Source organism: Streptomyces sp. NPDC058326 (genome assembly GCF_042879855.1).
Classification (GTDB): domain Bacteria; phylum Actinomycetota; class Actinomycetes; order Streptomycetales; family Streptomycetaceae; genus Streptomyces.
Genome location: NZ_JBHVZO010000006.1, coordinates 341,809 through 348,688, shown reverse-complemented (window position 1 = coordinate 348,688; position 6,880 = coordinate 341,809). Strand labels below are relative to the sequence as shown.

The window sequence follows — 6,880 nt, the reverse complement described above, 5'->3', positions numbered from 1 at the left end:
ACCCGCTACGACAAACGAGCCACCCATTACCAAGCCATGGTCACCCTCGCCTGCCTCCGACTCTGGCTCCCATGACTTTCCGGACACCCCCTAGGACGCGACCGCTGCCTGAGGCCGGGGACGTACGGGGGCAGGGCGACGGCCGGGGGCACCGGTGCGTAAAGTCGACCCTCGTACCCCTGTCGGCGGGCTGCCCCGGTACCCCTCGGTACCCGCCGCGTGTCCGCCGCCGACCGAACCCGACGAGGAGACCTCCGTGACCGACCCGGCGTCCACCGCCCTCCAGCAGCAGATCGCCCGGGATCTCCAGGTCTCCGAGACCTTCGATCCGCGGACGGAGATCGAGCGCCGGGTGGCCTTCCTCACCGAGCGGCTCACCTCCACCGGTCTGCGTTCCCTCGTGCTCGGCATCAGCGGCGGCGTCGACTCCACGACCGCCGGCCGGCTCTGCCAGCTCGCCGTGGAGCGGGCCCGCGCCGCCGGCCACGACGCCACCTTCTACGCGATGCGCCTGCCGTACGGCGTCCAGGCCGACGAGCAGGACGCGCAGACCGCCCTCGGCTTCATCCGCGCCGACCGGGTCCTCACCGTCGACGTCAAGGCGGCGAGCGACGCGGCCCTCGCGGCCTGTGTCGCCGGCGGGGTCACCTTCCGCGACGCCCACCACCAGGACTTCGTGCAGGGCAACATCAAGGCGCGCCAGCGCATGATCGCGCAGTACGCGGTCGCCGGCGCGCACGACGGTCTCGTGGTCGGTACCGACCACGCCGCCGAGGCCGTCTCCGGCTTCTTCACCAAGTTCGGCGACGGTGCCGCCGACGTCGTCCCGCTCACCGGCCTCACCAAGCGGCGTGTCCGCGCGGTCGCCGCCGAGCTCGGCGCCCCGGGCGACCTGGTGTGGAAGGTCCCCACGGCCGACCTGGAGACCCTGGACCCGGGCAAGCCCGACGAGGACGCGCTCGGCGTCACGTACGACGACATCGACGACTTCCTGGAGGGCAAGCCGGTCGGAGAGGCCGCCTTCGCCTCGATCGTGCGCCGCTACGAGCTCACCGAGCACAAGCGACAGCTGCCGCTCGCCCCCTGAGCGGTCCGGGACGGGAGCGGGACGGGCGGCGGATTCCGGACGGTCGGCGGATCCTGGAAGGGGTGCCTGGGAGCAGGCCCCCGGAAGGGAGCACGTCATGTTCGGCGAAACCTCGGCATTCAGCGGCTTCTCGGTCGACGACCTCGACGCCGCCCGGCGCTTCTACGGAGAGACCCTCGGCCTGCGGGTGGAAGAGGAGGGGGAGGGGGACATGCGGATGCTCCTCCTCACCCTGGCCGGCGGGGCCCGGATCTTCGTGTACCCCAAGGAGAACCACACCCCCGCCACCTTCACGATCCTCAACTTCGAGGTCGACGACATCGACGGGGCCGTCGACGAGCTGACCGGACGCGGTGTGACCCTGGAGCGTTACCCCGAGTTCGAGGCCGACGAGAAGGGCATCACGCGGGCCGAGGGCGGACCGGCCATCGCCTGGTTCACGGACCCGGCGGGCAACGTCCTCTCGGTACTCCAGGAGCAGGGCTGACCGAGTGGACCGGTCCGGGGCCAGGGCTGACCGAGTGGACCGGTCCGGGGCCAGGGCCGACTGAGCGGACCGGGGCCGGGGGCAGAGCCGACCTGGCGGCAGGTCCAGGATCAGGGCCGACCGCGCGGCCGGCGCCCGGGACCAGGTCCGACCGACCCGAGCGGGCCGCTCCAAGCCCGGCCTGACCAGGCTGGCCGCTCCTGGGCGGGCCCGACCGACCCGAACGGACCGGTCCGGGTGCGCCGCGGCCCCGTACCCCCTCGAATGGGAGGGTGATCGCGCCGCCCGACGACTGCCTCGCCCGCAACGAGTGGATCTGCGGCGCCTATCTCTCCTCGCGGCGCGAGATCCTCGGCGACGCCGTCGCGCAGCACCTCCAACTGACCGGCGTCTCCGTGGTCCTCGGCCTGCTGATCGCCCTGCCGCTCGCCGTCGCCGCCCGCCGCTGGCGCTGGGCGGCGGGTCCGGTCCTCGGGATCACCACGCTCCTGTACACGATTCCGGCCCTGGCGATGTTCTCGCTGCTCCTCCCCGTGTACGGACTGTCCGCCGCCCTGGTCGTCGCCGGTCTCGTCCTGTACTCCCTGACCCTCCTCGTGCGGAACATCCTCGCCGGGCTCCGGGCCGTCCCCGAGGAGACCCGGCAGGCGGCGCGCGGCCTCGGATACGGGCCGGTCCGCCTCCTTCTCGCCGTCGAACTGCCGCTCGCGCTGCCCGCAGCCATGGCCGGGCTGAGGATCGCCACGGTCTCCGCCGTCTCCCTGGTCACCATCGGCGCGATCGTCGGCCACGGCGGCCTGGGGAACCTCATCTACGCCGGGATGAACACCTACTTCAAGGCCCAGGTCCTCACCGCCTCCGTGCTCTGCGTCCTCATCGCCGTCGCCGCCGACCTGCTCCTCCTCGGCGTCCAGCGCCTGCTCACCCCCTGGACCCGGGGCCGGGCCGCGTGACCACCGTCGCCGACGCGTGGTCCTGGCTGACGACCTCCGCGCACTGGTCCGGCGAGAACGGCGTCTGGCACCGGCTCGGCGAGCACCTGTTCCTCACGGTCGTCTGCCTCGTCATCAGCTGCGCGATCGCCCTGCCGGTCGCCCTCGTCCTCGGCCACCTCGGCAGGGGCGGCGCGCTCGCCGTGAACCTCGCCAACGCGGGCCGGGCCGTCCCCACCTTCGCGGTCCTGGTCCTGCTCCTGCTGAGCCCGATCGGCACGTACGGCCAGTGGCCGACGATCATCGCCCTGGTGCTGTTCGCCGTGCCTCCGCTGCTGACGAACGCGTACGTGGGCATGCGGGGCGTGGACGCCGACGTCGTACGGGCCGCCCGGGGCATGGGCATGACGGGCGGTCAGACCCTGACCCGCGTCGAACTGCCGCTCGCGCTGCCGCTGGTCCTCACCGGCGTACGGATCGCCGCCGTCCAGCTCGTCGCCACCGCGACCGTGGCCGCCCTCGCGGGCGGGGGAGGGCTCGGCCGGATCATCACCGCCGGGTTCAACCTGGCCTCCACCCCGCAGGTCGTCGCCGGTGCCTGTCTCGTCGCGGTGCTCGCGCTCCTCGTGGAGGGAGTCTTCGAGGGCGTCCAGCGCCTCACGCCCGCCGGGGCGCGGCGGAGCAGCGTGTGAGACCGCCGCGCGTCCCCCTGGTGGCCCTCTGTCTGCTCCTCGGAGCCGCAGGCTGTGCCACGGGCCCGTCCCTGGAGGACCGGGGCGCGGTCACGGCCGCGCCGGGCGACAGCCGCCGGCTGACCGTCGGCTCGGCCGGGTTCACCGAGAGCGACCTCCTCGCCCAGATGTACGCCCTGCTGCTCGAAGAGGCCGGATACCGGACGAAGATCCTCAGCGTCACCAACCGCGAACTGTACGAACCCGCCCTGGAGCGCGGCCAGATCGACGTCGTGCCGGAGTACGCGGCGACCTTCGCCGACTGGCTGAACGCCAAGGTCAACGGGGCGGACGCGCCGACCGTCGGCTCGCCCGACCTGGCGGCGACCATGACCGCGCTCCGCGCGCTCGCGGGTCCGCGCGGCCTGACCGTCCTCGACGCGGGCCGGGCCGTCGACCAGAACGCCTTCGCCGTGACCGCGGCCTTCGCCGCCGAGCACCGTCTGAAGACCCTCAGCGACCTCGGCGCGACCGGCCTCCCCGTACGGCTCGCGGCCGGTGACGAATGCGTCCGGAGGCCGTACTGCGCGCCCGGTCTGCGGAAGGTCTACGGCATCGACGTGACGGCCGTCGACCCCAAGGGCGTCGGCACCACCCCGGCCAAGCAGGCCGTCCAGAACGGCGAGGACCAGCTGGTGCTCACCACGACCACCGACGCCACGCTCGACGAGTTCGGGCTCGTCCTGCTCGCCGACGACAGGCGGCTGCAGAACGCCGACCACGTCGTCCCCGTCGTGAACCGTGCCCGCGCCGGGAGCGCGGGCGTCACCGGGGCGCTCGCCCGCCTCAACACGGTCCTGACCACGGCCGATCTGGCCCATCTGAACGAACAGGTGGACAGCTGGCGGCGGCTCCCGGAGGACGTCGCACGGAACTACCTCGCGGACAGAGGCCTCGTACGACCCCAGGACGCGTCAGCCCGCTGAACAGCGTCTCCTGTCATGACCCTTGCGAGCTGCTTCCCGTCCCTGCTATTCATCCGTTAGGAAAGTTTCCTTCCATTCCTGCGGGACTTCCGCAGCCCTCGTTCGTCGTACCGTGGAGACCCCCATGACTTCGGCACGATCCGCACGATTCGTCCAACCCCCCACCCGCCTCCGCCGTCTCGGGATGGCGGGAACCGCCCTCGGCGCCCTCCTCCTCGGCCTCGCCGCGGCACCGCCCACCGCCAGCGCCGGCCCCGTCGCCGGCACCGTCAAGGCCGTCGCCACCCCCGCCGCGGTCAACGGGCAGCTCACCGTCTGCGGCACCAAGCTGTGCAACCGCCACGGGAAGCCGATCCAGCTGCGCGGTATGTCCAGCCACGGCATCCAGTGGTACGGCAAGTGCCTGACCTCCGGCTCGCTCGACGCCCTCGCCAAGGACTGGAACGCCGACGTCCTGCGCGTCTCCACGTATGTCCAGGAGGGGGGTTACGAGACCGACCCCCGGAAGTACACCGACCTCGCCCACTCCCTCATCGAGCAGGCCACCGCACGCGGGATGTACGTGATCGTCGACTGGCACATGCTCGACCCCGGCGACCCTCACCACAACCTCGCCCGCGCCAAGACCTTCTTCACCGAGATCGCGCAGCGCCACGGCGCCAAGACCAACCTGCTCTACGAGATCGCCAACGAGCCCAGCGGTGTCTCCTGGTCCCGGATCAAGAGCTACGCCGAGCAGCTCATCCCGGTCATCCGCGCCAAGGACGCCGAGACCCCGGTCCTCGTCGGCACGCGCGCGTGGTCCTCGTTCGGCGTCTCCGAGGGCGCGAACGAGTCCGAGGTCGTGTCCAACCCCGTGAACGCCCGCAACATCATGTACACCTTCCACTTCTACGCGTACTCGCACCGGGACGAGTACCTGAGGACCCTCTCCCGCGCCGCCGACAGACTGCCCGTCTTCGTCACCGAGTTCGGCACCCAGAACTACGCCGGAGAGGGCACGAACGACTTCGCCATGACACAGAAGTACCTCGACCTCATGGCCGCCAAGAAGATCAGCTGGGTCAACTGGAACTACTCCGACGACCACCGCAGCGGCGCCGTCTTCAGGACGGGCACCTGCGGCGCCGGCGGCCCCTGGGCGGGCACGACCTCCCTGAAGCCCGCCGGCGTCTGGATCCGTGACCGCATCAGGACGGCCGACGATTTCCCGACCTCCTGAGGCCCCCGATCTCCTGACGTCCCCGGCCCGCTGACACTCCGGGTCCCTTGGGGACCGCCGCCTCCGGTACGCCCCCGCCATGTGATCCACTGTCCTCGCGGGGGCGTACCGAACAGGAGCAGGAACAGCGTGACCACCTACCGGCAGCCGGGACTCGTCCTCACCGACCACCGCTTCCCCGTCCCCCTCGACCACGCCCGCCCCGACGGCGAGCGGATCGAGGTCTTCGGCCGCGAGGTCGTCGCGAGCGGGAAGGCCGGAGCGGACCGGGAACGGCTCCCCTGGCTGGTCTACCTGGAAGGCGGGCCCGGCTTCGGCGCCCGCCGCTTCGTCGGCCCGCAGGCCTGGCTCGGCCGGGCCGTCAAGGAGTTCCGCGTCCTCCTGCTCGACCAGCGGGGCACCGGCCGCTCCACCCCCGCCAACCGCCAGACCCTGCCGCTCCGCGGCACCCCGGCCGAGCAGGCCGACTACCTCGCCCACTTCCGCGCCGACTCCATCGTCGCGGACTGCGAGCTGATCCGCCGCCGGCTCACCGGCGGCGCCCCCTGGACCGTCCTCGGCCAGAGCTTCGGCGGGTTCTGCGCCACCCACTACCTCTCCACCGCCCCCGAAGGTCTGGAACGGGTCCTCGTCACCGGCGGTCTGCCGTCCCTCCACGCCACCGCCGACGAGGTCTACCGCGCCGCCTACCCCCGTATCCGGCGCAAGAACGAAGCCCACTTCGCCCGCTACCCGCAGGACGCCGAACGGGCCCGCGCCATCGCCGCCCACCTCGTCGACCACGAGGTCACCCTCCCCGGCGGCGGCCTGCTCACCCCCGAGGCCTTCCAGTCCCTCGGCATCCTCCTCGGCTCCGGCGAGGGCACCCACCAGCTCCACCTCCTCCTGGAGGGCGCCTTCGTCCCCACCCCCGGCGGACCCGCGCTCGCCGACGCCTTCCTCGAACAGGTCCAGGGCCACGTGTCGTACGCCGGACACCCGCTGTACGCCGTGCTCCACGAGGCCATCTACGCCCAGGGCCAGGGGCCCACCGACTGGGCCGCCGAACGCGTCCGCGAGGAGTACCCCGAGTTCGACGCCCGCGCCGCCCTCGCCGAAGGCCGCCCGTTCCTCTTCACCGGCGAGACCGTCCACCCCTGGCACTTCACCACCGACCCCGCCCTCCGCCCGCTCCGCGAGACCGCGGAACTGCTCGCCGCCCGCACCGACTGGACCCCGCTCTACGACCCCGAGCGCCTGGCCGCCAACCGGGTCCCGGTCGCCGCGGCCGTCTACCACGACGACATGTACGTGGACACCGCCCACTCCCTGGACACCGCGCGCACCGTCCGAGGGCTGCGGACCTGGGTGACCGACGAGTTCGAGCACGACGGGGTACGGGCGGGCGGGCCGCGGGTCCTCGACCGGCTGCTTGCCCTCAGCCGGGACGAGATCTGACCGCCCCGGGACGAGATCTGACTGCCCCGGGGCGGCCCGTGACCGCTCCCGCATAGGA

Annotated in this window: 7 protein-coding genes; all 7 read left to right on the top strand. The window is 72.4% G+C overall.

Annotated elements, in window-relative coordinates; translation table 11 throughout:
- The first annotated feature begins 256 nt into the window (after positions 1-256).
- The 7 genes from nadE to ACFVYX_RS15290 all read left to right on the top strand — a co-directional run bounded on the left by nadE (position 257) and on the right by ACFVYX_RS15290 (position 6,822).
- The gene (nadE, locus tag ACFVYX_RS15320) at positions 257-1,087 is read left to right on the top strand and encodes an ammonia-dependent NAD(+) synthetase (protein ID WP_389681826.1); all 831 of its coding nucleotides are present in this window, start codon (positions 257-259) and stop codon (positions 1,085-1,087) included.
- Positions 1,088-1,184: 97 nt separating this feature from the next.
- A complete protein-coding gene (locus ACFVYX_RS15315; protein WP_389681825.1) occupies positions 1,185-1,574 on the top strand; it encodes a VOC family protein in 390 nt (129 codons plus the stop codon).
- Between the two features lie 272 nt (positions 1,575-1,846).
- Positions 1,847-2,527 (top strand): ABC transporter permease, encoded by a 681-nt coding sequence (locus tag ACFVYX_RS15310; RefSeq protein WP_389681824.1) that lies wholly within the window; start codon positions 1,847-1,849, stop codon positions 2,525-2,527.
- Positions 2,524-3,198, top strand: a complete 675-nt coding sequence (locus ACFVYX_RS15305; protein ID WP_389681823.1) for an ABC transporter permease — start codon at positions 2,524-2,526, stop codon at positions 3,196-3,198. The genes ACFVYX_RS15310 and ACFVYX_RS15305 overlap by 4 nt, the downstream gene beginning before the upstream one ends.
- Positions 3,195-4,163: an ABC transporter substrate-binding protein gene (locus ACFVYX_RS15300; RefSeq protein WP_389681822.1), complete on the top strand. Its 969-nt coding sequence runs from the start codon at positions 3,195-3,197 to the stop codon at positions 4,161-4,163. Before ACFVYX_RS15305 ends, ACFVYX_RS15300 begins: the two co-directional genes overlap by 4 nt.
- Positions 4,164-4,287: 124 nt before the next feature.
- Positions 4,288-5,385, top strand: coding sequence for a glycoside hydrolase family 5 protein (locus ACFVYX_RS15295; protein WP_389681821.1), 1,098 nt, complete (start codon positions 4,288-4,290; stop codon positions 5,383-5,385).
- A 129-nt stretch (positions 5,386-5,514) separates the two neighbouring features.
- Positions 5,515-6,822, top strand: coding sequence for an alpha/beta fold hydrolase (locus ACFVYX_RS15290; protein WP_389681820.1), 1,308 nt, complete (start codon positions 5,515-5,517; stop codon positions 6,820-6,822).
- The last annotated feature ends 58 nt before the right edge of the window (positions 6,823-6,880 follow it).

Bases quoted from the DNA above. Each gene is read 5' to 3' on its own strand.
- ACFVYX_RS15315 (WP_389681825.1), top strand. From the start codon at position 1,185: ATGTTCGGCGAAACCTCGGCATTCAGCGGCTTCTCGGTCGACGACCTC.
- ACFVYX_RS15295 (WP_389681821.1), top strand. From the start codon at position 4,288: ATGACTTCGGCACGATCCGCACGATTCGTCCAACCCCCCACCCGCCTC.